Origin of the sequence: Paracoccus sp. J39 (genome assembly GCF_000518925.1) — a bacterium.
GTDB lineage: Bacteria > Pseudomonadota > Alphaproteobacteria > Rhodobacterales > Rhodobacteraceae > Paracoccus.
Genome location: NZ_JAEN01000003.1, coordinates 69,826 through 92,531 on the forward strand (window position 1 = coordinate 69,826; position 22,706 = coordinate 92,531).

A 22,706-nucleotide genomic window follows, 5' to 3' on the forward strand; every position below is an offset into this window, starting at 1 on the left:
GCAGTCATGGCAATTCCCGAGCGGTTCTCGAACCTGCCGGATTACGCGTTTCCGCGCCTGCGGAAACTGCTCGCGGGCATTGAGCCCGGGGGCGATCCCCTGATCCTGACCATTGGCGAACCGCGCCACGCGCTGCCGGATTTCGTCGGGCCGGTCATGGCCGAAAGCATCGCCGATTTCGGCAGATACCCCGCGAACGAGGGCACGGCCGAACTGCTGGCCGCGATCTCGGGCTGGCTGAAGCGGCGCCACGGGCTGGATGTGGCGCCCGAGCGCATCATGGCGCTGAACGGCACGCGCGAGGGGCTGTTCAACGCCGCCCTGGCGCTGGCGCCCGAGCGCAAGAACGGCCAGAAGCCCGCAATCCTGGTGCCGAACCCGTTCTACCAGGTCTATGCCGTGGCCGCCGCCGCCGTGGGCGCCGAGCCCGTCTTCGTGCCCGCCACGCCGGAAACCGGCCACCTGCCGCGCTTTGCCGACCTGCCCGCCGCGGTGCTGGACCGCGCCACCGTGGCCTATCTGTGCTCGCCCGCCAATCCGCAGGGCAGCATCGCCTCCGAAGACTATCTCGAAGAGCTGATCGCGCTGGCGGAAAAGCACGATTTCCTGGTGTTTTCCGACGAATGCTATTCCGAGATCTGGCGCGACGCGCCGCCACCCGGCGCGCTTGCCGTGGCGACGCGCATGGGTCTGCCCGACCGGGTGGTGATGTTCAACTCGCTGTCGAAACGCTCGAACCTGCCGGGGCTGCGCTCGGGCTTCGCGGCGGGCGGGAAGGAACAGATCGCGCAGATGCGGCGGCTGCGCAGCTATGCCGGCGCCCCCCTGCCCCTGCCGGTGCAGCGCGTCAGCGCCATGGCCTGGGGCGACGAGGGCCATGTCGAGGCCAGCCGCGCGCTCTATCAGCAGAAATACGCCATCGCCGACCGGGTGCTGGGCAATGTGCCGGGCTATCAGCCGGTCGCGGGCGGCTTCTTCCTGTGGCTGCCGGTCCCGGAAAGCGTCGGCACCGGCGAGGATGCCGCGAAGCAGCTTTGGGCCGAGGCCGGCATCCAGGTGCTGCCCGGCGCCTATCTGGCCCGCGACGGCCAGGCCGGCAATCCCGGCCGGAATTTCATCCGCGTGGCGCTGGTCGCCCCGGCGGACCAGACCGAGGCGGCGCTGAACCGCCTGAAAAACTGTTTGTATCAAGGGGGTTGACGCATGGCGAGCTGGCAGGCGAAACACCGCGATCCGCTGTTCGACCAGAGCACGCAGGCGGCGCTGGAACGGCGCGGCAAGGAGCTGCTGGGCGCAGGCCTGGTCATCCTGGGCGTGCTGATCGCGATGATGCTGGTCAGCTATTCCCCCGACGATCCCAGCTTCATGTCGGCGACCGACCAGCCGGCGCAGAACTATCTGGGCCGCTTCGGCGCCTATGTCGCCTCGGCGCTGTTCATGATCACCGGCTACGGCACCTGGGTGCTGGTCGTCGGTGCCGTGGCCTGGGGCCTGCGGCTGATGCTGCACCGGGGCGAGGAACGGCTGATGCGCGGCATCTTCCTGCCCATCGCCATGGTGCTGGTGTCGATCTATGCCACCTCGATGACCCCGCCCCTCGACTGGACGCAAAGCTTCGGTCTGGGCGGGCATCTGGGCGACATGCTGATGGGCGGCATGCTGTCCGCGATGCCGATGAAGGCCTCGATCGCCATCAAGCTGCTGGCGCTGCTGACCGCCATCGGCGCCCTGGCCTTCCTGGCCTTCGTGCTGGGCTTCGACCGCAAGGAACTGGCGGCCATCGGCACCTTCCTGCGCGACGGGCTGGCCACCGCCCGCATCCTGGCGCTGCATGCGGTGGATCGCGGGGCGCGGCTGTCCTCGGGCGCGGCGCGCGGGATCAGGACCCGGGCCGAGGCCCGGCGCGAGCGCGCCGGCCGCTCTGGCGACGCAGCCCTGCCGCAGGCGTCGCGCCGCAGCCTGCCGGGCCTGCGCCCTGCCCCGGCCCCCTTGGCCGAGGACCGCGAGTTCGCCCCCCAGCCCGAGCTGATCGACCCCGAGACGCATTATGCCGAGGATGACGAACCGCCTTCGGACGCCGCGATCAGCGCCCGCATCACCGATGCCATCCGCACCCGTTCGGAAGGCAAGAGCCTGCTGTCGGCGGTGACCGCGCGGCTGACCGGCGCCCGCGCCGCCCCGGCGCGCGCCGAGCCGCCGCTGAGCGCCGAGGAGGACGAGGACGAGGATTTCGCCGAACCCGTCAGCGCCGCGCCCTTCGGCGCAGAAACGCCGCGCGTCGTGGTGCCGCCGAAGAAACCCGCCCCCTCGCGGCAGGCGCAGTCCGAGGCGCAGCCGGCGCTGCGCTTCGACGAATCGGCCAGCCATTACGAGCATCCGCCGCTGTCGCTGCTGACCGCGCCGACCACCGTCGAGCGTCACCAGCTGTCGCAAGAGGCGCTGATGGAAAACGCCCGCATGCTGGAAGCGGTGCTGGACGATTACGGCGTCAAGGGCCAGATCACCGAGGTCCGCCCCGGCCCGGTGGTCACGCTTTACGAGTTGGAGCCGGCGCCGGGGCTGAAGGCCAGCCGGGTGATCGGCCTGGCCGACGACATCGCGCGCAGCATGTCGGCGCTGTCGGCGCGCGTCTCGACCGTGCCCGGTCGCTCGGTGATCGGCATCGAGCTGCCCAATGCCCGGCGCGAGAAGGTGGTGCTGCGCGAGATCCTGGCCTCCAAGGCCTATGGCGACGGCACCCAGCCGCTGCCGCTGGCGCTTGGCAAGGATATCGGCGGCGGGCCGGTGGTGGCGAACCTGGCCAAGATGCCGCACCTCTTGATCGCCGGGACCACCGGCTCGGGCAAGTCGGTGGCGATCAACACCATGATCCTGTCGCTGCTCTACAAGCTGACGCCCGAGGAATGCCGCCTCATCATGATCGACCCCAAGATGCTGGAACTGTCGGTCTATGATGGTATCCCGCATCTGCTTTCCCCCGTCGTCACCGATCCCAAGAAGGCCGTGGTCGCCCTGAAATGGGTCGTGGGCGAGATGGAGGAACGCTATCGCAAGATGTCCAAGATGGGTGTGCGCAACATCGAGGGCTATAACGGCCGCGTGCGCGAGGCGCTGGACAAGGGCGAGCTGTTCAAGCGCACCGTGCAGACCGGCTTCGACGAGGACACCGGCGAGCCGGTCTTCGAGACCGAGGAATTCCAGCCCGAGACCTTCCCCTATATCGTCGTCATCGTGGACGAGATGGCCGACCTGATGATGGTGGCCGGCAAGGAGATCGAGGCCTGCATCCAGCGCCTTGCGCAGATGGCGCGGGCCTCGGGCATCCACCTGATCATGGCGACGCAGCGGCCCTCGGTCGATGTCATCACCGGCACGATCAAGGCGAACTTCCCGACCCGGATCAGCTTCCAGGTCACCTCCAAGATCGACAGCCGCACCATCCTGGGCGAGCAGGGCGCCGAGCAATTGCTGGGCCAGGGCGACATGCTCTACATGGCCGGCGGCTCGCGCATCACCCGCGTCCACGGGCCTTTCGTCAGCGACGAGGAGGTCGAGGAGGTGGTGAACCACCTGAAAAGCTTCGGCCCGCCCAGCTACATGTCCGGCGTGGTCGAGGGCCCGGACGAGGAGCGCGCCGACAGCATCGACCAGGTGCTGGGGCTCAGCACCGGCGAGGGCGGCGATGCCGAGCTTTACGACATGGCCGTCGCCATCGTCGCCAAGGACCGCAAATGCTCGACCTCCTACATCCAGAGGAAGCTCGCCATCGGCTACAACAAGGCCGCGCGGCTGGTCGAGCAGATGGAAGAGCAGGGCGTCGTCAGCCCGGCGAACCATGTCGGCAAGCGCGAGGTCCTGGTGCCGGAGGTCTGAGGCCGGCCGCATATCGGAATCGGGGCCGGGCCGCTGCGCCCGGCCTTTTTCATGCCTCTGGCCGGTGCGCCGGGGCCTTGCTAGAAAAGCTTGGCAGCGAAACAGGATGCATCATACGGATTGGCACGACGAACGAAATATGGGCGCTGTGCCGGCAGCGCAGGCTGCGCATCCCCGAGATCGGCCAGGCCGCCGCCGCGCTGGCGCCCGAGATCGAGCAGCAGAGGGAACGGCAGGGATTGCAGGCCGGCGGGCCCTGGCGCTTCGTCTCTCGCGGCCTGCCGAAGGATGGCGAAACCCTCTTCGACTGGTCGATCTGCCGCCCCGTCATCCGGGCAGGGCAGGAGAACGGCGCGGCCGGGCTTTGCCATCTGCCGGCCGTCCCCGTGGCCAGCGTGATCCATGCCGGGCCGCTGGCGACCCTGTTCGGCGAAGGCTACGCCCCGCTTCTGGCGGCGATCCGTGAATCCGGCCGGACGCTGACGGGCGAAAGCCGCGAGGTCTATCACGACTGGACAGGGGCCGGCGAGGACCGCCAGACCATCGAGATCCAGTTCTGCCTGGCCGATTGAGCGGGAGGCGGGCAGGCCGGGCCGCCCCTATCCCGCATGACCCATGATCAGCGGCGCCGCGCTGGCAGAGTGCTCCTGCGCGGCCGAGCCCTCGTCCACGGTGACCACCACCGACAGGCCGGGCTCCAGATAATGCGCCATCTCCTGCCCCGGGTCGATGCTGATGCGCACCGGCAGGCGCTGCGCCACCTTGGTGAAATTGCCGGTGGCGTTTGACGCGGACAGCAGGCTGAACTCGGAGGCCGTGGCCGGCGAGAACGCCTCGATGCGGCCGGTGAAGCTGCGATGCCGCATCGCGTCCACGGTGAAGGTGGCACGGTCGCCGACGCGCATGCCATGCAGCTCGGTCTCGCGGAAATTGGCGATGACCCAGACCTCGGGGCCGACATGGCTGACCAGCGCGGTGCCGGCGGTCACATACTGGCCCAGCCGCACCCCGACCTGACCCAGCCGCCCGTCCGAGGGCGCGCGGATCACCGTGTTGTCCAGATCGATCTGCGCCAGTTCCACCGCCGCCCTGGCCGAGGCGATCTCGGCGCGTTTCGCGGCCAGCCCGACCTCGGCGCCGGCGACGTTCTCGCGCGCGACCGCGATGGCGCTTTCGGCCTGGGTGACGGCCGCTTCGGCCTGACGCAGCGCCAGCTCGGTCTGGTCGGCCGAGCTTTGCGCGGTCACGCCGCGCGATTGCAGGGCCTGCGCCCGGTCCCAGGTCGATGCCGCCGTGTCCCGGGCCGCCTGCGCCGCGGAAAGCGCCGCCTCGGCCGATTGCTGGCTGGCGCGGGCGGATTGGACGCTCTGCTCCTGGATCTTCAGCGCCGCCTCGACGCCTTGCAGGCTGGCCTGGGCCTGGGCCAGCTTCTGGCGATACTGCCGGTCGTCGAGCCGGGCGATGACCTGGCCCCGGGTCACCGGCTGGAAGTCCCGCACCTCGACCGCCGCCACATAGCCCGAAAGCTGCGGCGCGATGGTGGTCAGCTGGCCGCGGATATAGGCGTTCTCGGTCTGGGGATGCGCCGGGCGAAACGGCGGCAGGTGCCAAGCGTAAAGCACGATCAGCAGGCCGGCCAGGCCGGCGGCAAGGGCGATCAAGGTCGGGACAAGGTGGTTTCTGGTCATGATGTCTTGGGCTCGGAAAGGGGCTGGGCGACAGCCGGCAGCGGCGCGCGGCGCGCCACCAGCCAGTCGCGGAACAGGTGCAGGAGCAGCGCGCAAAGCGCCGCCGCCGCGACGAGGAAGGTCAGGAAATAGGCGTCGTTATAGGCCATGACATAGGCCTGCGCGCCGGCGTCCTGGGCGATCTGCGCCACCGCCTGCGCCTGGCGCTGCGCGGCATCGGCGATCTGCGGCGCCAGCGCCATGCTGCGCTGCGCGATCTCGGCCGCGGTCAGCGGGTCGGCGGCGGTCAGCTCCTCGCGCAGCACCTGCAGGTGCAGGGCCTGACGGTGATTGATGAGGGTCGAGAACAGGCCGGACCCCACGGCCCCGCCCAGCGATTGCGTGGACAGAAAGACGATCACGAAGGACAGGATGTAGTTCGGCCCGCGCGCCAGGGCCGAAAGCAGCCCGCGCATCATCGCCGGCGCCAAGAAGAGCGAGCCGGCAAAGGCGATCATCGCCTGGCTCAGCATCATCTGCGCCGGCCGGGTGTCGATGGTGGCATGGCTGTCCATGAAGGCGCCGGCGGCGATCAGCGCCAGCGCGATGATGTGGAACAGCGGCACGCGCTCGGGCTTCATGAAGGGGATCAGCGCCAGCCCGCCCAGCACCGTCGCGGCCGAGATCAGCGCGAAAAGCGGCACCAGCTGGTCCTGCGTCACGCCCAGCACCTGGAACATGCGCGGCGCGCCCGAGCTCTGCTCGGACAGCACCAGCCGGAAGATCAGCAGCGTCGCCGTCAGGTGCAGCATGGCCGGGCTGGCCAGCCAGCGGATGTCCAGAAGCGGCGCCTTGCGGTGCAGCTCGATCACCACGGCCAGCGTCAGCGCCACGATGGCCAGCGCCAGCACCCAGCCCAGCCAGGCGACATCGGTCCACCAGTAGATCGAGCCCATGACGAAGGCCACCGTCAGCCCGCCGAAACCAGTGGCGATCAGCAGCCAGCTGACCAGGTCCATCGCGGCGATCACCTTGACGCGCGGCTGCGAGGCCAGCGGCAGGGCATAGACCAGCCCCAGCGAGACCGCCGCCATGCCAAGCGCCATGACATGCAGCCCGTCCCAGCCGTGATCGCCCATCAAAGCGGGCGAGATCACCCGCGCCAGCATCGGCCCGGCGGCGACCATGGCCAGCACCATCGGCAGGCCCAGCCGCATCTTCCAGGCCGGCGGCAGCGGTTCCAGCATATACATGAAGGCCAGCGTCGACAGCGGCGCCGAGGCCATGCCGGCGAAGAACTGCACCGTCACCGCCGAGCGCAGGTCCGAGATGGCGAAGGCCGCCAGCGAGACCGCCAGATAGACCAGGATCGCCACCTCGGCAAAGCGGCGCAGGCCGAACTGGGTGCGGATCTTGATCAGCAGGATCGGCATCGAGGCGCGCGGGATCATGAAGGCCGCCATCAGCCAGCTCGCCTGTGTGGTGGTGGCGCCCAGGTCGCCGGCGATCTGCGGGATGTTGGTGCTGACGAAGCCCTGCGCCAGACCCTGCGTCAGGCCGATGGTCACCGAGGCGCCGATATAGCCCAGCGTGGCCGGCCAGGACATCGGCACGAAGGGCGGCGGCGCGGGCGCGGCCGGGGCAGGGTCGGCGGCGGGCTGGCTCATGCGTGCCTCAGCTTTTCCGCATTCAGCGCCATCTGCGCCAGCGTGCGGCGCGTCGCCGCCAGATCCTCGGGCGGGATGCCCTCGGCCAGCGCGGCATCGACCTCGGCACGGAAGCCCAGCAGCGGCTCGATGCGCGCCGCCTCGGTCAGGAAGATGGCGTGCTTGCGGCCGTCCTCGGGGATCGGGCGGCGTTCGGCCAGGCCCTGATCCTCCAGCGCGTCCAGCAGGCGCTTCAGCGTCGGCGTCTCGATGCCGAGGATGGCGGCAAGCTCGGCCTGGCTCGCGCCCTCGTTCCGGCCGATGGTGGTCAGGAGCCGGGCGCGGGCAAAGGTCAGCCCGTGTTGTTCGACGCGGCTCTCGAAGGCCGAGCGCAGCGTCTGGGTCAGGGCGATCAGCGATTCCAAAAGGGTGAAGGAACGGTCTGGCATGGAATGTCCTGGGGCAAATTTCATTAGCTAGCTAATAAACTCGCCGCAGTTATTCAAGACCCCGCCGCGCGGCTGCGGGCGGGGTCCATCGCTGCGGCCTGCGGAACAGGCATCAGTAGTCGCGCTCGTAGAACAGGCCGATGGTGCTTTCGCCTTCGCTGTCCACCGAGCCGCGGGCGGTCAGGGTCTGCGAGATGTCAAGGTTCAGGTTCAGCTTGGTCTTGCCGTCGCCGCCGACCTGCACGTCGGTATAGAGATTTTCAGAGAGATACTTGCCCGCCCGGACCGAGACATTGCCCTGATCGTCCGTCGCCAGGTCCAGGTCGTCGAGCCCGGTCGAGGCGCGCAGCCGCCCGACGATCCCCTCGCCGCCACGGCCGGCCAGGGTCGCCACGGCGCTGGCCAGCTGCGCGGCCTGCAGGGCGCTGATATTGTCGAGGCCGCGCCCGAACAGCAGCTGCGACAGCACCTCTTCCTGCGGCATGTCGGGCGAGGATTCGAAGGTGATCTCGGGATCCTGCGCCTCGCCGTCGATGATGATGTGGGTGGTGATGCCGTCCTGCACCGTCTCGGCCACCAGCCGGATCACCGGGATCAGGCTGCCCTGCAGCTCGATCAGCCCCTCGGTCATGTCGAACCGCTTGCCCAGCAGGTCGACGCGGCCGCGGATCAGCTCCAGCTGGCCGATGGGGATGGGCTGGCGGGCATTGCCGGTCAGGCGCAGCTCGCCGCCCAGTTCGGCATCGACGCCGCGGCCGCGGACAAAGACCTGCGAGGGGGCCGAGATCAGCAGGTCGAAGCGCGCCGGATTGGCCGGCGGCGTCGCCGGCGGCGCGGCCATGCCGGCCTGGCGCGAGGCTTCGCTGGGATATTCCAGCAGCCCGGCCTTGGCGCGGGTCTGGCGCTGCGGCGGGCGTTCGGAACGGTGGATGATGTCCGGGATCGCCTTGGCGCCGCCCAGCCCGGTCGAGGGGATGCGCAATTCGGTATGGCCGACATCGATGCGGCCCGAGACCATCGGCCCCTGCCCCACCGTGCCGGCGACGTTGATCGCGCCGTTCACCAGCGTCTGGTAAAGATTCGGGTCGCGCAGCACCACGTCGGACAGCCGCACGTCCAGGTTCATCTGCCGGTCGCCGACCAGATTGACCGGGCCGCTGACGGTGATGATGCCGCCGGCCTCGACCGCGCCGCGCAGATCGACGGTGATGCGCCCGCCGTTGAAATCGGCATTGGCGTTCAGGCTGCCGACCGCCAGGCCGAAGCGCGGCTCGGCCAGCCGGCCATTCGTCAGCGCCACCCGGCCCGACAGCGATTCCAGCGCCGGCCGGCCGTTCAGGCGCAGGTCGAAGCTCAGCGGCCCCTCGATCGAGCGGGTGCGCAGGAAGGGGTTCGCCGCGGCGGCGTTGCTGCTGCCGCTGACCGCGATATCGGCGGTCGAAAGATCCGTCGCCGCCGTGCCGGTCACCCTTGCCTGGGTATTGCCCGGCCCGGTCGCGGTCAGGTTCACGTCATAGGCGCGGCCGGTATTGCGGACAGTGCCGGCAACGGTGGCCGGCCCGGGAAAGCCCTGCACCAGCAGGCCCAGGTCGTTCAGCCGGGCATCGAGGTTCAGCCCCTCGGTCGGGTTGCCGTCGCCGGTGATGCTGAACTGGCCGTTGCCGGCGCGCAGCCGGCTGACGGTCAGGCTGCCGTCCGGGCGCTGCGCGGCGGCAAGGTCGAAGCTGGTTTCCCCCGCCAGCACGGCATCGGCCTGCGGGTTGCCGATGCCCAGGCCGCGCGCCGCGCCGCTGGCGGTGATCTGCCGCCCGCCGCCCTGCTGGTCCTGGACATGGCCCGAGGCATTGACCGCGCCCCGGAAGCCGCGGCCCAGAAAGCGCAGGTCGTCGGCGCGCAGGGTCGCGGTCAGGTCGGTGGCGCCCTGGCCGACGCGGCCCTCGGCGCCCAGGTTCAGGCGCGGGTTGTCGACCGTCGCGGTCTCGATGGAAAACACCCCGTCCCGCTCGACGCCGTGCAGGGCCAGCCGGGTTTCGCCGGCCAGCGCGCCATCGACCTGCGCCTGGCCAAAGGAGAGGTCGGTGCCGGTGCCGGTCACGTCCAGCCGCCGCGCGCCCGAACCGTCGTCCTTGAAGCTGCCCTGCGCGTTCAGCGCACCGCGCCAGCCGCGGCCGAAACTGGCCAGAGAGCGAATCTCGACCCGGCCCTCCATGTCGGTGCCGGTGGGCGCGATGCGGCCCTGCGCGGTCGCCAGCATCTGCTGGTTGGTCAGGTTGAAACCGTGCACGGTGATCTCGTCGCCGCGCTGCTCGGCCGAGAGCCGCAGATCGGTCACGCCGGTCAGCGCCCCGTCCACGTCCTGCTGGCCGAAGCGCAGGTCGGTGCCGCGCCCGGTCAGCTCGATCCGGCGGGCGCCGTCCTGTTCCACCGCCGTCGCCTCGGCGGTCAGCCCGCCCGAGAAGCCGCGCCCCAGCACCGCGAGGTCGGGCATCGACAGGTTCAGCGTCGCATCCATCGCGCCCTGCGCGAAATTGCCCCGGCCCTGGGCATCCAGCTGCGGGTTGGTCAGCCGCAAGGTCTGCACCTCGAAGCTGCCCTGCGTCTCGGCGGCCTCGACCAGCAGGTCGGTTTCGCCCTTCAGCGCGCCGTCGAGCTCGGCGATGCCGGTGACGAGGTCCTGCGCCTTGCCGGTCAGGGTGATCTTGCGCGTGCCGGCAGCGCCGGTGACGCGGGCCTCGGTGCGGACGCTGCCCGCCATGTCCGGGTCCGCGACCGACAGGTCGGGCATGGCGATGGTCGCGGTCAGGGTGCTGGAAAAGCTGTCCAGCCGGCCCTGCGCCTCGGCCGTCAGGTTCCGGGCGTTCACCGTCAGCTTGCGCAGGTTGATGCCCGCAGTGTCGCGCCGGGCGCTCAGCTCGATGCGCGACTGGCCGGCCAGCATGCGGTCGGCGTGCTCCTGCCCGATGCGGATGTCGTTGCCCAGCACCTCTGCCTCGACGTCGAATCCCTTGCCCAGCAGCGCGTAGCGGCCCTTGATATGCGCGTCGGCGGTGCCGCCCAGCTCGCGCCCGGCCAGGGTCGAGAAGCGCCCGACATTGCGGTGCTGCGCGGTGATGTCGCCCGACAGGGTGATGCCGGTCCGCAGGCCCGAGACGGTCGTCTCGCCCCTGAAGCCGAAATCCTCGCCGTTGATGTTCATGCCCCAGAGCCGCAGCGCATTGCCGGGGGTGAAGGCGAAGTTGAGGCCGCCGTTCAGCGTGTCACCCAGCGCCTGCGCCAGTCCGGGATCGGCCGGCGCCAGGTCGTCCATGCCGAAGGCGATCCAGCCGCGCACCTCCTCCAGCGCCTGCTCGGGGGTCAGCGCGATGCGGCCGCGCCCGTCCATCCGCAGCTCGGACAGCGCGATGTCGTCGCGGGAAATGTCGCCCACCACGCCCTTGAGCACCCAGCCCGAGCCCTGCGCCGCGTCGTAATCCAGCCGCAGGCTGCCCGAGCGCACGGTGGTCGGCCTGTCGGCCCAGGGCAGCCGCACCGGCAGTTGCGCAGCCCCCGCATCCTCGCCCAGCAGCAGCGTCAGATGCGCGCTTTCCGGCGCGCCGCGGCTGGTGGTGGCCAGGTTGCCGTCCAGCCGCAGCGCCTCGGTCGCCAGCCGCAGCGTCGGAACCACCAGCCGCCCGTCCTGCCCGCGCCAGCCCTCGGCCACCAGCTGGGACTGCGTGCCGAAAAAGGCGCGATGCTGCGGCGGCGCCAGCGCGGCCACATCGCCGCCCAGCTCGGCGCGGAAGGCGGTGCCGGCAGCGCCGTCGCGCTCTTCCGCATCGACCGAGACGGTGCCGGTCACGCGCGGCTGGCCGTCGGTCGCCAGCTGGATATCGGCGGCGAAATCCGACATCGGCCCTTCGCCGGTGATCTCGGCCCGCACCGCGGGGCGGTCGTGCAGCTTGACCGCATTCGCGAACAGCCCGTTGCGATCCTCGTCCAGCTTGAGATCGAAGCGCAGCACCCGGGTCTCGTTGGAAAAGCCCGCATCCAGCGCGAATTCGCCGCGCGGCCCATCCACGCGGTTGATCGTCAGCCTGGTCTCGCCCTCGCCGCCCGAAAGGTTCATCGAGCCGTCGATGGAGATCACCGCCTCCTGCCCGATCACCGGCTGGCCAAGCTCGACCCGGCCGACGGCGATGCGGGCGATGTTCACCCCCACCGGCAGCTGCGGCAGGGAAAATTCCCGCGCCTCGGCCTGCGGCGCGCTTTCGCCGGTGCCGGGCAGGCGCGGCAGGATGATGCGCTCGGCCGAAAGCTCGTTGATCTCGACCCGGCGGGCCAGCAGCGCCGAGCGGGTCCATTGCATGGCGCCGTTTTCCAGGGTGATCCAGACGCCGTCGTCGTCGGCGATGGTCATGCGGTCGAAGGTGGCGCGCGAGGACAGCGCGCCGCGAAAGCCCTCGATCACCACCTGCCGGCCGGCGCCCGACAGCTTTTCCTCGAGAAAGCGGGTGATGAAACCGCGGTCGTCCTCGACCTCCTGCGAGATCTCGGCGGCGGTATCCTGCGCCAGCGCGGCCAGGGGCGCGGCCAGCACAAGGCAGAAGGCAAGGATGAGTCGATAAGCCAGATCACGCATCAGAACGCCTGCCCCAGACCGATATAGAGCTGCACCCCGCCCCCGTCGCCATCGCCGCCGCCGACCGGCGTGGCGATGTCGAAGCGCAACGGTCCGACCGGGGTGCGATAGCGGATGCCCGCCCCGGCCCCGGCCTGCCAGCCGCTGGCGCCGGACCAGGCGCTGTCCTCCCAGACCCGGCCGGCATCGGCAAAGACCGCCAGCCCGATGCGCTCGCGGACCTGGATGCGGGCCTCGGCGGTCAGGGTGGCGATGGACATGCCGCCGGTGCGCACCGGGCCCTCCGGGCCCTGGATCGCCTCGACGCCCAGCGATTCATAGGAATGCCCGCGCACCGTGCCGCCGCCGCCGGACCAGAACAGATAGTCGCGCGGCGTTTCCTCGATCTCGGGGCCGACCACGGTGCCCAGCCGCGCGCGGCCCGCCAGGGTGAAGCGGTCATCGCGGCCGAAGCTGTAATAGGCCCGGCCCTCGGCCAGGATCTGCGCGCCCGAGCCGGTTTCCTCCTGCAGGCCGACGAAGGGGGTGATGCCGCCCGACAGCCAATAGCCGCGCTTGGCGTCGTTCGGCTCGTCCCGCTTGTCCCAGATGACCGAGGCAGGCAGCGCGAAAAGCCGGAAATCGGTGCGGCCGCTGTCGTCGTCCACCCTCAGCGCCCGGTATTGCAGGGCGATGTCGGCGGTCAGCTCGTCGCTGGGGATCCAGGTGAAGCCCAGGCCGAAGGTGCCGGACTTGAGGTCGTAATCCTCTTCCTGCAGGCTTTCGACCTTGGCCAGCACATAGCCGGTGGTGTCGGCGGTGATGGTGGCGGGCCGGTCGATGCGCAGCCCCAGGCTGTAGTCGCGCCCGGTATCGCCGCCGATATCCGAGACGCTGGCATCGACGCGCAGCCGCTCGCCGCCGCGGAACAGGTTGCGGTTGATCCAGTAGCCGGTCAGCGACAGCCCGTCGGTGCTGGAATATTCGAAGCCGGCGCCCAGCCGGCGCAGCTTCTGCTCGACCACCAGCAGGTCCACGTCCAGCGTGTTGCCGGGGCCGATGTAATCCGCCTCGGTCAGGGTGATGGCCGAGAACACGCCCGAGCGGCGCAGGCGCTTCCTCACATCCTCAAGCTTCTCGGGGTCGAAACGCTCGCCCTCGGGGAAGCCGGCGATCTTGCGCAGCCGGCGCGGGTCCATGCGCTGATAGCCGCGGATGGTCAGCTGGCCGAAGCGCAGCTCGGGGCCCGGCGCCAGGCGGATGCGGCTGTCGATCAGGTTGGTGGCGTGATCGGCGATGATCTGGGTATCGGCCACCTCGGCCTTGGCATGGCCGACATCGCGCCAGCCGGCGACGCCAGCGGTTGCGGCATTCTTCATGTCGCCGGTGCGGGCGATCTCGCCCCGGCGATAGTCGCGCGGCAGCTCGGTCCCCGGCGCCACCGGCGCGATCTCGGCCCGGCTGTAGCGGAAGCGCGGTCCCGGCTGGACCGAGACCACCACCTTGCGCACCTCTCTGGGCGCATCGAGCGGCGCGATGCTGGCCGCCTCGACCCCGTCCAGGGTGATGTCGATGATGCCCGAGTAATAGCCCTGATCGTAGAGCACGCCCAGGATGCGGGCGTAATCGCCGCGCGCCGCGGCCAGCATGTCCTGCCCGGTCACCCGCCCCTCGTCCTGGGCGCTGACCAGAAGCGAGGTCTGCCGGATCGCCGGAAGCAGGGCGTCGTCGCCGCCATGCACCTGAAAATCCAGATCGACGGGCGAGCGGTCATTGCGGTCGCCGCCGCCGAACCAGCCCGAGAAGGGCGAGGAGGAGGGCGAGGCCGAGGATTGCGCCCAGACCATGCCCGCGCCGGTTCCCAGCATGATTGCGGCAGCCGTTCCTGCCTTGATCCAGCTTTTCATTGCCTGACTGCCCTGCTTCTGGCGGTTTTGCCGAAAGCATTGCAGGCCGCGTTAACAAAATCCAGCATCCCCGCCCGAATCCGGGCATTTTTCAGCGGATTGCGGCCAGACAGCCATGCAGCGCGGCCATGTCGTCCCGGATCACCCCGACCGGAACCGCCTGCGGAATCCGCGCCATCAGCGGGTCGGACAGGAAGGCCGCCTCGAAGATCTCGAAGCGGTCGGTGCAGGAACGCGCCACGCTGCCGGCCAGGAACATCCCGTCCATCGGCATGAATCGCAAGGCAAGTTCGCGGCAGAACAGTCCGAACAGCCGGGCATAGAGCGCCAGCGTTTCCTCGGCCGCGCCATCGCCTTCGGCGGCGGCCGCGACCACGGCTTCCGCCCGGCCCTGGGCGCCGCCCATGCGCAATGCGTGCAGCCGGGCAAGACCGCGGCCGGCGAAAAGCTCCTCGACCGAATCGATGGCGCGGCCGGGCTCGCCCAGCGCCTCGGCCAGCGGAGCGGCCACCGAAAGCGGCAGGCGGGTATGGCCCTCTTCGGCCTCCAGGCAGGCGATGCCGCCGTCCGGCAGGACCTTGACCGCGCAGACGTTGAAGCCGGTGCCGGCATTCACCACCAGCCGCTGGCCGTTCGACAGCGCGCCCTGGGGCGCCGCGCGCAGGAAACCCGCCGCCTCGCCGTCCAGCGCCGGCGTGGCATAGCCCAGCGCGATCAGGTCGTTGATCAGCCGGGCGCGCGGGGCGCCGGACAGCGCGCAAAGCCGCGCCTCGGAAAAGGTCCAGTCGCGATTGGTCAGCCGCGCCTCGTCGCCCCAGACCGGGCCGGCGACGGCGACGCAGACCGCCTCGATCTGCGGGCTGCCCTGCTGGGCCAGGAACCTCGTCACCACCTCGTCGAAGCTGGCATGGTCGTCGCCGCGAAACCGGGTGATGGTCCCGGTCGCAAGCGCGCCGTCCCGCGCCAGCGCCATCCGCGCATTGGTGCCGCCCACATCCGCCAACAGGATCGCCATGCTGCCTTCCCCCTTCGCCCGGCCTTGGTTCCGGTCCTTCTAAGCCATTCCAGCGAAAGCTGCTACCGCTCACATTCGCGGTCGGATCGGAACCTTTCGCGAACCACGGCGGTTTTCCCTCGTCACCTGCGCAAGCGAAAGGTTGAGGCGATGAAAACGACCCTGATCCCCCGCATCGCGCCCGTGCTTCTGGCGGGGCTTCTGGCCCTGCCGGCCCTGTCCGCGCAGGCCGCGATCCAGACCCGCGAGGAGAATGCCGCCAATCCGCGCGGCTGGTCCGCGGTCGCCGGCATGGACCCGCGCGCCGTGCGCGAGCTGGCCCGCACCCTGCCGCTGTCCGACGAGGCGGTGGACGACCAGCCCTGGTGCGACCGCAAGGCCGCGATCGAGGCGACCCTGCGCCACGATTTCGGCGAGACCAGAATCGCCAGCGGCAGCCAGGGCACCACGCTGTGGGGCTCGGACCTGATGGGCACCTGGACGGTGGTCTTCGAGCGCCCGGACGCGACCAGCTGCGTGATCGCCTCGGGGATCGGCTTCAGCGACCAGACCAGCCCGCAGGTCTTCTTCGTCAAGGCCGGGCTCAACGGCTGACCGCTTCGGTTTGCAGGACCGCGCCGGGAATGCTAAGGCCGCGCCAACAGCACAAGGCGCGAGGGCCCCATGACCGATTCCATCATCCGAGACATCGCCCTGGCCGATTACGGCCGCAAGGAGCTGGACATCGCCGAAACCGAGATGCCCGGCCTGATGGCGTTGCGCGCGGAATATGGCGAAGCGAAGCCGCTGAAGGGCGCCCGCATCGCCGGCAGCCTGCACATGACCGTGCAGACCGCCGTGCTGATCGAGACGCTGGTGGCCTTGGGCGCCGAGGTCCGCTGGGCCTCGTGCAACATCTTCTCGACCCAGGACCATGCGGCGGCGGCCATCGCCAAGGCCGGCATCCCGGTCTTTGCCGTCAAGGGCGAGACGCTGCCGGAATACTGGTCCTATACCGACCAGATCTTCCAGTTCCCGGAAGGCACGGCGAACATGATCCTGGACGACGGCGGCGACGCAACCATGTATGTGCTGCTGGGCGCGCGGGTCGAGGCGGGCGAGACCGGGCTGATCGACGTGCCGACCAGCGAGGAGGAAGAGGCGCTGTTCGCCCAGATCAGGACGCGGCTGGACGCCTCGCCCGGCTGGTTCACCCGGCAGCGCGACGCGATCCGGGGCGTCTCCGAGGAGACGACGACCGGCGTGCATCGGCTTTACGACCTGCACCGGAAGGGGCTTCTGCCCTTCCCGGCGATCAACGTGAACGACAGCGTCACCAAGTCGAAATTCGACAACAAATACGGCTGCAAGGAATCGCTGGTGGACGGCATCCGCCGCGCCACCGACGTGATGATGGCCGGCAAGGTCGCCGTGGTCTGCGGCTATGGCGACGTGGGCAAGGGCTGCGCGGCCAGCCTTCAGGGCGCCGGCGCACGGGTGAAGGTGACCGAGGTCGATCCGATCTGCGCGCTGCAGGCCGCCATGGACGGGTTCGAGGTGGTGCTGCTGGAGGACGTGGTCTCGACGGCGGACATCTTCGTCACCACCACCGGCAATAAGGACGTGATCCGAATCGAGCACATGCGCGAGATGAAGGACATGGCCATCGTCGGCAATATCGGCCATTTCGACAACGAGATCCAGGTCGCCGCCCTGCGCAACCACAAATGGACCAATGTCAAGGACCAGGTCGACATGATCGAGATGCCCTCGGGCAATCGCATCATCCTGCTGTCCGAGGGCCGGCTGCTGAACCTCGGCAACGCCACCGGGCACCCCAGCTTCGTGATGTCCGCCAGCTTCACCAACCAGGTGCTGGCCCAGATCGAGCTGTGGACCAAGGCGGCGGAATACCGGCCCGGCGTCTATATCCTGCCCAAGGCGCTGGACGAGAAGGTCGCCCGGCTGCATCTGGACAAGATCGGCGTCAAGCTGACCACGCTGTCCAGGGAGCAGGCCGACTATATCGGCGTGACGCCGGAAGGCCCGTTCAAGTCCGAACATTACCGCTACTGAACTGGCGCCATCAGCCGGGGGGATGCCTGCATGTCCGACGATTGCCTGTTCTGTCGCATCGCGCGCGGCGAATTGCCGGCGCATCGCGTGCATGAGGACGACGAGATCCTGGCCTTCCTGGACCTGCATCCCATCCGCCCCGGCCATTGCCTGATCATCCCCAGGCGGCATTACCCTTGGTTCGAGGACCTGCCCGAACCGCTTGCCACCCGCATCACCAGCTGCGCGCAGCGCCTCGCCCGCCACATGAAGGCGCTTTACGCGGTCGAGCGGGTGGCGCTGTTCTATACCGGCATCCATGTCCCCCATGCCCATGCCCATGTGGTGCCGATGCATCATGTGCATGACGTCTCGTCGCAGGCCTATCTGCAGGACGGCATCGGCAGCTTCTCGGCCCCGCCGCAGCTGCCGGCCGAGGAGGGCAGGCGGATCGCGGCGGCCCTGGCCCCGGCCTTCGCCGTCTAGGACCGCGCAAGCGCGCGGTTTCGGTTGATATTTGTCAGTCCGGCGCTAGGCTTCCCCTCGGGATGAAACAGACCCGAGGGGGACGGAGCATGAGCAAGCGCGACGATCTGATCGCCAAATACGCCGCCGACATGAAGGAAAAGCTGGGCGTCACGCCCGACATGGAGCTGTTGACCAAGGTGGTCATCGGCTGCGGGCCTTCGATCTACAATGCCGATGGCGAGACCGTGGCCGCATCCGACAAGGCGGAACTGGAGCGGATCAGGACCAACTACCTGGTGAAAAAACTGGGCCTGCCCGACGGTCCCGAGCTTTCCGCCGCCATCGACGAGGTGGTGGCGCAATATGGCAGCGCGAACCGCAACAAGTATCGCGCGGTGGTCTATTACCAGCTCTGCACGCATTTCGGCAAACAGAGCGCCTATGCCTGAACCTTGTGACGCAACGTCACGGCGGGGCCGGCGCGGCGGCTGAAACCGGTCCGCGCGCCGGCAGCGCCGGGGTTGCCGTCAGTCCAGCATCAGCTTGATCGCCGCGACCTGCTCGGCGCCGGCGGCGCTTGCGTCCGCAGCCAGGGCCGCGGCCTCGTCCAGCAGCGCCTCGGGCGCGACCAGCCGGTCCACCAGCCCCCAGGCCAGCGCCTCCTCGGCGGGGATCTTCTGGCCGGCCATCAGGATCATCTTCGCCCGCGACGGCCCGACCAGCGCCCGCAGGCGCGGCGGGTCGCTGGGCTGGGGCAGGAAGCCCAAGCGCATGACCGGATAGAAGAATTTCGCCCCCGGCACCGCCAACCGCAGGTCGCAGGCCAGCACCATGCCCATGGCGCCCCCGGCCACCGTGCCGTTCAGCGCGGCGATGGTCAGGCAGGGCATCGCCGCGACGCGGGACGACAGCCGCTCCCATTCCGGGGACAGGGCCAGCCCGGCGCGGGCCTCGTCCAGATCGGCCCCGGCCGAGAACACCGCGCCCTCGCCGGTCAGGATGACGGCGCGCAGGCCGGGCTCGGCGGCAAGGGCGTCGAAGGCGGCGGTGAGCTCCGCCAGCATGGCGCCGGTCAGCGAATTCGCCTTGGCCGGGCGCGCGATGGTGATGCGCCCGATTGCGCCGGTGAATTCCCTTGCGATCATCATTCCCTCCTTGGACCCGCGCGCCGGCTGTGGCAGAAACCGGGCTGGCGTTTCAAAAGCAATTCTCGCCCGGAAAGGTGTTATGAAATGAACCTGCGACTGACAAGCTCGGCCCTGGCACTGGCCGCGATGACCGCCCCGGCCCTTGCCGACGTGACCTCGGAACAGGTGTGGCAGTCCTGGGTCGATTACTACCAGTCGCTCGGCTACAGCGTGACCGAGGGCAAGCGCGACAAGGCCGGCGACACGCTGACCCTCAGCGATGTCGCCATCAGCGGCGGCATGCCCGAAAGCCAGGTCAGCTTCAGCATCCCCCAGGTCACACTGAGCGACAGCGGCGACGGCAAGGTCAGGACGGTCTTTGCCGACCAGATGACCGGCGAGGCGCATGGCACCGATCCCGAGGGGCAAAGCTACAGCCTGCCCTTTACCGTGGACATGCCGGGCAACGTCATCGTCACCTCGGGCGCGCCCGAGGACATGACGCATGATTTCGACTATCCCGCGATGGATTTCACCCTGACCACGATCAAGAGCGGCGACAAGGAAACCCCGCTTCCGATCAAGGTGGGGGTGGCGGATTCGACCGGCACCTTCCACATCGTCGCCGGATCGCCGGCGAAATACGACTATGCGATGAAGTCGGGCAGGATCACCTTCAGCGGCGACGTGACCGCCGAGGAATCCGACAAGGTCAAGTTCGAGGGCAGCATCGACGGGGCCGAGACCACGGGCGAAATGGCCGTGCCCGGCGGCGCGAAGATCGAAGAGGACATGAACGCGGCGCTGAAGGCCGGGCTGGCCATGAACGGCGTGCTCAAGGCCGGGGCGCTGGTCGCCAGCTTCGACTTCGCCGGCACGGACGAGGAAGGCCAGGCCACCAGCGGCGCGGGCAAATACGACGGCAAGGGCTTCGAGCTGAGCTATGCGCTGTCGCAGGACGGCATGTCCTACCAGGCCGGTTCGGACGCCGGCAGCTTCGAGCTGACCAGCAGCGACCTGGCCTTCCCGATCAACTACGCCATCGAAAGCGGCAGCTTCGACATGCAGCTGCCGGTGATGCAGTCGGACGAGGCGCAGCCTTTCAAGTTCGCCTATTCGCTGGCCGGGCTGACGCTGGGCGATGCGATCTGGAACCTGTTCGACGCCGAGGGCCAGCTGCCGCGCGACCCGGCCTCGCTGGATCTGGACGTGACCGGCACCATGAAGGTCCTCAAGGACATCTTCGACCCCGCCGCCATGGCGCCGCCGGCAGAGGAGCCGGCCGAGGATGGAGAGGCCGACGAAACCGGGGACATGGAGGCGGATGCCGCGCCGCAGCCCTTCGAGCCGCTCGAGGTCGCGATCAACCAGTTCGCGCTGAACGCGCTCGGCGCCAAGGTGAATGCCGAGGGCGCGCTGCAGGCGCCCGAGGGCGGCGACATGACCGCCCCGGTCGGCGAGATCCACGCCACCTATGAGGGCGTGAACGCGCTGATCGACAAGCTGGGCGCCATGGGCCTGATCCCCGAAGATCAGCTCATGGGCGTGCGCATGATGATGGCCATGTTCGCCAAGCCGGTCGCCGAGGGCGAGGACAAGCTGGAAACCCGGCTGGAGTTCAAGGAAGGCGGCTCGATCTTTGCCAACGGCCAGCAGATCAAGTAATCCCGTCCGGCGCGGCGTCCGCGCGCCCTGACGGATCGTATCGCGGGGGCCGGGCGTTGACGTCGCGGCCCCCGTTCTTGTCCAAGGTGAACCGCATGTCCGAATTCCATCGACTCGAGGCCCTGACCCAGCAGCTTCTGGCAGCGGCGCGCAAGGCCGGCGCCGATCAGGCCGATGCCGTGGCGCTGGAGGCCGCCGCCGTCTCGGTCGATGTGCGCGCCGGCCATCTGGAGCATGCCGAGCGCGCCGAGGGGGTCGAGATCGGGCTGCGGGTGCTGATCGGCGGGCGGCAGGCCTGCGTCTCGGCCTCGGACCGCTCGCAGCGCACCATCGAGGAGATGGCCGCCCGCGCCGTCGCCATGGCCCGCGAGGCGCCGGTGGACGACACGCTGGGCCTGGCCGAACCCGGACAGCTGGCCCGCGACACCGACAGCGCCCGGCTGGACCTTTGCGACCACGGCCCCGAGCCGAGCCCGGAGGCGCTGCAGGAGCTGGCGCTGCGCGCCGAGGCCGCGGCGCTGGCGGTCGAGGGCGTCTCGCAGATCGAATCCGCCAGCGCCGGCCATTCGCAGCGCCGCATGTGGCTGGCGGCCAGCAACGGCTTCTCGGCCGGCTACGGGCGCAGCGGCCACAGCCTGTCCACCGTCGCCATCACCGGCGAGGGGCTGGGGATGGAGCGCGACTGGGCCGGCGAGAGCCGCGTCCATGCCGCCGACATGCCCGCGCCCGAGGAGATCGGCCGGCTTGCGGCCGAGCGCACCGTCGCCCGGCGCGGCGCGCGGAAGCCGCCCACCGGCGCCTTCCCGATCCTTTACGACGAGCGCGTGGCCTCGGGGCTGATCGGCCATCTGGTCGGTGCGGTGAACGGCGCTTCGGTGGCGCGCGGCGCCAGCTGGCTGCGCGACGCGCTGGGGGAACAGGTCCTGCCCAGGGGGTTCGAGCTGCGCGAGGACCCGCACCGACCGCGCTATGGCTCGTCGCGCCTGTTCGACGGCGAGGGGCTGGCGACCGCGCCGCGGCTGATCGTGGCCGACGGCGTCTTGCAGGGCTGGACCCTGGACCTGGCCACCGGGCGCAAGCTCGGCATGGATTCGACCGCCAGCGCCATGCGCGGCGCCGGTCAGCCGCCCTCGCCCGGCGTGACCAATCTGGAACTGACCGCTGGCGACAGGACCCGCGAGGAGCTGATCCGCGAGATGGGGCGCGGGCTGGTCGTGACCTCGATGCTGGGCGCCTCGATCAACGGCACGACCGGGGATTATTCGCGCGGCGCCGGCGGCTTCTGGGTCGAGAACGGCGAGATCGCCTATCCGGTCAACGAATGCACCATCGCCGGCAACCTGCGCGACATGCTGCTGCGGGTGACGGCGGCGAACGACCTGCCCGACTGGCGGGGAATGCGCGTGCCCAGCCTGCTGGTCGAGGGGATGACCGTTGCCGGCGAGTGACCTTGCGCTTCTGGAACAGGCCGCGCAAGAGGCCGGAGAAATCGCGCTGCGCTACTGGCGGCGCGATCCCCGGGTCTGGGACAAGGGCGACGGCGCCGGCCCGGTGACCGAGGCCGACCTGGCGGTCAACGCGCATCTGGAGCGTCTGCTGCGCGCCGCGCGGCCCGATTACGGCTGGCTCAGCGAGGAAAGCGCCGACGATCCGGCGCGGCTTCAGGCCGAGCATTGCTTCATCATCGACCCGATCGACGGCACCCGCGCCTTCATCGACGGGCAGGTCGGGTTTTCCCATGCGCTGGCGATCACCCGCGGCGACCGGGTGGTGGCGGGGGTGGTGCATCTGCCGGCGCAGCGCACGACCTATGCCGCCTCGGCCGATGGGCCGGCGCTGCGCGACGGCAAGCCCATCGCCCCCTCGACGCATGGCCTGACGGGCGCGCGCGTGCTGACCAGCAAGGCCGGGCTCGACCCCACGCATTGGCGGGGCGCGCCGCCGCCGGTCAGGCGCAGCTTCCGCCCCTCGCTGGCCTGGCGGCTTTGCCTGGTGGCGGACGGGCAGTTCGACGCGACGCTGTCCGTCAGGCCGGCCTGGGAATGGGACGTGGCGGCGGGCAGCCTGATCGCCGCCCGTGCCGGCTGCCTGGCCAGCGACCTGACCGGCGCGGCGATGCGCTTCAACGCCGCCCGGCCGCTGACCGACGGGCTGGTGGTGGCGGCGCCCGCCCTGCACGGACAGCTGATCGCCGCCATGACCCCGCGGATGGCGATGCCCGGCGGTCGGGTTGATGCGCCGCCGCCCGCCGACTAAGA

The 22,706-nt window shown here is 69.8% G+C and carries 17 protein-coding genes; 10 read left to right on the top strand and 7 right to left on the bottom strand.

Going from position 1 to position 22,706, the window contains the following annotated elements; all coding sequences use genetic code 11:
- The first annotated feature begins 6 nt into the window (after positions 1 to 6).
- From L632_RS0103780 to L632_RS0103790, 3 genes are all read left to right on the top strand, one after another.
- Complete coding sequence (locus tag L632_RS0103780; protein ID WP_028716383.1) at positions 7 to 1,200, top strand: aminotransferase class I/II-fold pyridoxal phosphate-dependent enzyme; 1,194 nt, start codon at positions 7 to 9, stop codon at positions 1,198 to 1,200.
- Between the two features lie 3 nt (positions 1,201 to 1,203).
- Positions 1,204 to 3,873: a DNA translocase FtsK gene (locus tag L632_RS0103785; RefSeq protein WP_028711603.1), complete on the top strand. Its 2,670-nt coding sequence runs from the start codon at positions 1,204 to 1,206 to the stop codon at positions 3,871 to 3,873.
- Between the two features lie 77 nt (positions 3,874 to 3,950).
- Positions 3,951 to 4,445, top strand: coding sequence for a hypothetical protein (locus L632_RS0103790; RefSeq protein WP_232220950.1), 495 nt, complete (start codon positions 3,951 to 3,953; stop codon positions 4,443 to 4,445).
- Positions 4,446 to 4,472: 27 nt separating this feature from the next.
- On the opposite strand, the gene L632_RS0103795 is transcribed toward L632_RS0103790, so the two are convergent.
- The 6 genes from L632_RS0103795 to L632_RS0103820 all read right to left on the bottom strand — a co-directional run bounded on the left by L632_RS0103795 (position 4,473) and on the right by L632_RS0103820 (position 15,154).
- The gene (locus L632_RS0103795) at positions 4,473 to 5,561 is read right to left on the bottom strand and encodes an HlyD family secretion protein (RefSeq protein ID WP_028716385.1); all 1,089 of its coding nucleotides are present in this window, start codon (positions 5,559 to 5,561) and stop codon (positions 4,473 to 4,475) included.
- The gene (locus tag L632_RS22075; RefSeq protein ID WP_036697280.1) at positions 5,558 to 7,207 is read right to left on the bottom strand and encodes an MFS transporter; all 1,650 of its coding nucleotides are present in this window, start codon (positions 7,205 to 7,207) and stop codon (positions 5,558 to 5,560) included. Before L632_RS22075 ends, L632_RS0103795 begins: the two co-directional genes overlap by 4 nt.
- Complete coding sequence (locus L632_RS0103805) at positions 7,204 to 7,635, bottom strand: MarR family winged helix-turn-helix transcriptional regulator (RefSeq protein ID WP_028716386.1); 432 nt, start codon at positions 7,633 to 7,635, stop codon at positions 7,204 to 7,206. The genes L632_RS22075 and L632_RS0103805 overlap by 4 nt, the downstream gene beginning before the upstream one ends.
- 112 nt (positions 7,636 to 7,747) lie before the next feature.
- On the bottom strand, positions 7,748 to 12,253 hold the full coding sequence (locus L632_RS0103810; RefSeq protein WP_028716387.1) for a translocation/assembly module TamB domain-containing protein: 4,506 nt from the start codon (positions 12,251 to 12,253) through the stop codon (positions 7,748 to 7,750).
- Positions 12,253 to 14,100: an autotransporter assembly complex family protein gene (locus L632_RS0103815; RefSeq protein WP_232220951.1), complete on the bottom strand. Its 1,848-nt coding sequence runs from the start codon at positions 14,098 to 14,100 to the stop codon at positions 12,253 to 12,255. The genes L632_RS0103810 and L632_RS0103815 overlap by 1 nt, the downstream gene beginning before the upstream one ends.
- Before the next feature lie 130 nt (positions 14,101 to 14,230).
- Entirely contained in the window at positions 14,231 to 15,154 is a 924-nt protein-coding gene (locus L632_RS0103820; RefSeq protein ID WP_028711609.1) for a glucokinase, read from the bottom strand.
- Positions 15,155 to 15,304: 150 nt separating this feature from the next.
- Between L632_RS0103820 and L632_RS0103825 the strand changes: the two genes are divergently transcribed.
- The 4 genes from L632_RS0103825 to L632_RS0103840 all read left to right on the top strand — a co-directional run bounded on the left by L632_RS0103825 (position 15,305) and on the right by L632_RS0103840 (position 18,105).
- The gene (locus tag L632_RS0103825) at positions 15,305 to 15,748 is read left to right on the top strand and encodes a hypothetical protein (protein WP_028711610.1); all 444 of its coding nucleotides are present in this window, start codon (positions 15,305 to 15,307) and stop codon (positions 15,746 to 15,748) included.
- A 69-nt stretch (positions 15,749 to 15,817) separates the two neighbouring features.
- Positions 15,818 to 17,209, top strand: a complete 1,392-nt coding sequence (ahcY, locus tag L632_RS0103830; RefSeq protein WP_028711611.1) for an adenosylhomocysteinase — start codon at positions 15,818 to 15,820, stop codon at positions 17,207 to 17,209.
- A gap of 30 nt (positions 17,210 to 17,239) precedes the next feature.
- Positions 17,240 to 17,674, top strand: a complete 435-nt coding sequence (locus L632_RS0103835; protein ID WP_028711612.1) for an HIT family protein — start codon at positions 17,240 to 17,242, stop codon at positions 17,672 to 17,674.
- An 89-nt stretch (positions 17,675 to 17,763) separates the two neighbouring features.
- Positions 17,764 to 18,105 carry a DUF2853 family protein gene (locus tag L632_RS0103840; protein ID WP_028711613.1) on the top strand — a complete coding sequence of 114 codons (342 nt, stop codon included), beginning with the start codon at positions 17,764 to 17,766 and terminating at the stop codon, positions 18,103 to 18,105.
- Between the two features lie 78 nt (positions 18,106 to 18,183).
- On the opposite strand, the gene L632_RS0103845 is transcribed toward L632_RS0103840, so the two are convergent.
- Entirely contained in the window at positions 18,184 to 18,801 is a 618-nt protein-coding gene (locus L632_RS0103845) for an enoyl-CoA hydratase/isomerase family protein (protein WP_036697336.1), read from the bottom strand.
- Between the two features lie 87 nt (positions 18,802 to 18,888).
- Here L632_RS0103845 and L632_RS0103850 point away from each other — a divergent pair, with 87 nt between their 5' ends.
- From L632_RS0103850 to L632_RS0103860, 3 genes are all read left to right on the top strand, one after another.
- The gene (locus tag L632_RS0103850; RefSeq protein WP_028711615.1) at positions 18,889 to 20,448 is read left to right on the top strand and encodes a DUF2125 domain-containing protein; all 1,560 of its coding nucleotides are present in this window, start codon (positions 18,889 to 18,891) and stop codon (positions 20,446 to 20,448) included.
- 95 nt (positions 20,449 to 20,543) lie between these two features.
- Complete coding sequence (locus L632_RS0103855; RefSeq protein ID WP_028711616.1) at positions 20,544 to 21,896, top strand: TldD/PmbA family protein; 1,353 nt, start codon at positions 20,544 to 20,546, stop codon at positions 21,894 to 21,896.
- Positions 21,883 to 22,704 carry a 3'(2'),5'-bisphosphate nucleotidase CysQ gene (locus L632_RS0103860; RefSeq protein WP_028711617.1) on the top strand — a complete coding sequence of 274 codons (822 nt, stop codon included), beginning with the start codon at positions 21,883 to 21,885 and terminating at the stop codon, positions 22,702 to 22,704. Before L632_RS0103855 ends, L632_RS0103860 begins: the two co-directional genes overlap by 14 nt.
- Positions 22,705 to 22,706: the final 2 nt, after the last annotated feature.

Excerpts from the sequence above, each read along its gene's own strand:
- L632_RS0103780 (WP_028716383.1), top strand. The coding sequence starts at position 7 with ATGGCAATTCCCGAGCGGTTCTCGAACCTGCCGGATTACGCGTTTCCG.
- L632_RS0103785 (WP_028711603.1), top strand. The coding sequence starts at position 1,204 with ATGGCGAGCTGGCAGGCGAAACACCGCGATCCGCTGTTCGACCAGAGC.
- L632_RS0103795 (WP_028716385.1), bottom strand. The coding sequence starts at position 5,561 with ATGACCAGAAACCACCTTGTCCCGACCTTGATCGCCCTTGCCGCCGGC.
- L632_RS22075 (WP_036697280.1), bottom strand. The coding sequence starts at position 7,207 with ATGAGCCAGCCCGCCGCCGACCCTGCCCCGGCCGCGCCCGCGCCGCCG.
- L632_RS0103805 (WP_028716386.1), bottom strand. The coding sequence starts at position 7,635 with ATGCCAGACCGTTCCTTCACCCTTTTGGAATCGCTGATCGCCCTGACC.
- L632_RS0103810 (WP_028716387.1), bottom strand. The coding sequence starts at position 12,253 with ATGCGTGATCTGGCTTATCGACTCATCCTTGCCTTCTGCCTTGTGCTG.
- L632_RS0103815 (WP_232220951.1), bottom strand. The coding sequence starts at position 14,100 with ATGCTGGGAACCGGCGCGGGCATGGTCTGGGCGCAATCCTCGGCCTCG.
- L632_RS0103820 (WP_028711609.1), bottom strand. The coding sequence starts at position 15,154 with ATGGCGATCCTGTTGGCGGATGTGGGCGGCACCAATGCGCGGATGGCG.
- L632_RS0103825 (WP_028711610.1), top strand. The coding sequence starts at position 15,305 with ATGAAAACGACCCTGATCCCCCGCATCGCGCCCGTGCTTCTGGCGGGG.
- ahcY (WP_028711611.1), top strand. The coding sequence starts at position 15,818 with ATGACCGATTCCATCATCCGAGACATCGCCCTGGCCGATTACGGCCGC.
- L632_RS0103835 (WP_028711612.1), top strand. The coding sequence starts at position 17,240 with ATGTCCGACGATTGCCTGTTCTGTCGCATCGCGCGCGGCGAATTGCCG.
- L632_RS0103840 (WP_028711613.1), top strand. The coding sequence starts at position 17,764 with ATGAGCAAGCGCGACGATCTGATCGCCAAATACGCCGCCGACATGAAG.
- L632_RS0103845 (WP_036697336.1), bottom strand. The coding sequence starts at position 18,801 with ATGATCGCAAGGGAATTCACCGGCGCAATCGGGCGCATCACCATCGCG.
- L632_RS0103850 (WP_028711615.1), top strand. The coding sequence starts at position 18,889 with ATGAACCTGCGACTGACAAGCTCGGCCCTGGCACTGGCCGCGATGACC.
- L632_RS0103855 (WP_028711616.1), top strand. The coding sequence starts at position 20,544 with ATGTCCGAATTCCATCGACTCGAGGCCCTGACCCAGCAGCTTCTGGCA.